1 protein-coding gene and 1 pseudogene are annotated in these 1,417 nt (G+C 69.2%); one reads left to right on the top strand and one right to left on the bottom strand.

Going from position 1 to position 1,417, the window contains the following annotated elements; all coding sequences use genetic code 11:
• Nucleotides 1–459 (top strand): annotated as a pseudogene (locus J5F18_RS08325) (replication-associated recombination protein A); the annotation flags it as partial.
• Between the two features lie 356 nt (nt 460–815).
• On the opposite strand, the gene lolA reads toward J5F18_RS08325, so the two are convergent.
• A complete protein-coding gene (lolA, locus tag J5F18_RS08320) occupies nt 816–1,373 on the bottom strand; it encodes an outer membrane lipoprotein chaperone LolA (RefSeq protein WP_346301798.1) in 558 nt (185 codons plus the stop codon).
• Nucleotides 1,374–1,417: the final 44 nt, after the last annotated feature.

Here is a 1,417-nt window from a genome sequence, read left to right as displayed (position 1 = left end):
ATCGCCTCCGAGGACGTGGGCAACGCCGACCCCCGCGCCCTGCCGCTGGTGATGGCCGCCTGGGACGCCTACCGGCGCCTGGGCGACCACGAGGGGCAGCGCGCCATCGCCCACGCCGCCATCCACCTGGCGGTGGCGCCCAAGAGCAACGCCATCGACCAAGCCTGGAAGCGGGCCCAGGCCTTCGCGACGAGCCAGCCGCGGCTCGAGGTGCCCAGCTACCTGCGCAACGCCCCGACCCGGCTGATGGAGAGCCTGGGCCATGGCCAGGGCTACCGCTACGCCCATCACGAGCCCCATGGCTACCCCGCCGGCAGCGACCACGACTGCTGGCCGGACGACCTGCCCCGGGAGGCCTTCTACCGGCCCAGCGACCACGGCCAGGAGAAGCGCTACGCCCAGCTGATGGCCTGGCGGGCCGAGCTCGACGCCGAGGCGGACGGCGGCACCGGCGCCTAGCGCCGAGGGGCGAGGGGCGAGGGGCGAGGAAACCCAAAGCTGCCGTAGGAGCGCAGATACTGCGCGATTGACCAGGGCCTGGGGTTGTGTGGGAGGCCGGGTCCCCCGGGCGAATGGAGGCCGAAGGACTCCCTGGCGCCAGGCACAACCACCGGCAACACCGCCGGGGCGCCTGCGGCGCCATTCGCTCGGGGAACCCGAGCTCCCACAGGATGCCTTGTAACCTGCTCCTTTAACCTTGCTCCTGGCCGAATGCCCAGGGGTTGCTCGCTCCTTGCTCCTTGCTCCTTGCTCCTTGCTCCTTGCTCCTTGCTCCTTGCTCCTTGCTCCTTGAACCTTGCTGCTGGCCGAAGGCCTTAGTGCGTATCCCGAATCACGTCGGTGCCTTCGGGGATCTCGAAGGCGAAGCGGCTGTCGTCGATGGCGTGGTTCGTCCGCACATCGCGGAACTCGATGGCGGTGCGCTGGCCGGTGCTGTCGATCATGTGCAGGGCGGTCAGGGCGCCGCCGCGGAAGGTCATCCTGAGCTCCTCGAACAGGGTATCGGGATCCTTGGGCAGCAGGGTGAAGGTCTGGGTCACGCGATGATCCAGGGCCTGGATGGTGGCCTGCTCGAGGTCCGGGTCGTGGAGCACCACCTCCTCGCCGTCGGAGATCACCTCCTGGAGGTAGGGCGCCTCGACCTCCCAGCGGAACTTGCCGGGACGCGACAGCCACATCTGGCCGCGGGCCTCCTGCAGGCGCTCGCCGCTGCCGTCGAGGATCTGCTGCTCGAAGCGGGCCTCGTAGGTCTGAAGCGGCTCGAGCAGGCCGGTAAGGCGCTCGGCCCCCTCGCTGGCCAGGGCCGCGAGCGGCATGGCGAAGGGCGCGACGACGAACAAGGCGATGGCGGCAAGGGTCTTCTTCACTGTCATGGTATCTCTCTCCCTGGATGGTTCCGTGTGGAATCCTGTCACTC

It is taken from the genome of Halomonas sp. BM-2019 (assembly GCF_017584085.1).
This window is presented reverse-complemented; position numbering and strand designations above follow the sequence as displayed.

Bases quoted from the DNA above. Each gene is read 5' to 3' on its own strand.
- lolA (WP_346301798.1), bottom strand. From the start codon at position 1,373: ATGACAGTGAAGAAGACCCTTGCCGCCATCGCCTTGTTCGTCGTCGCG.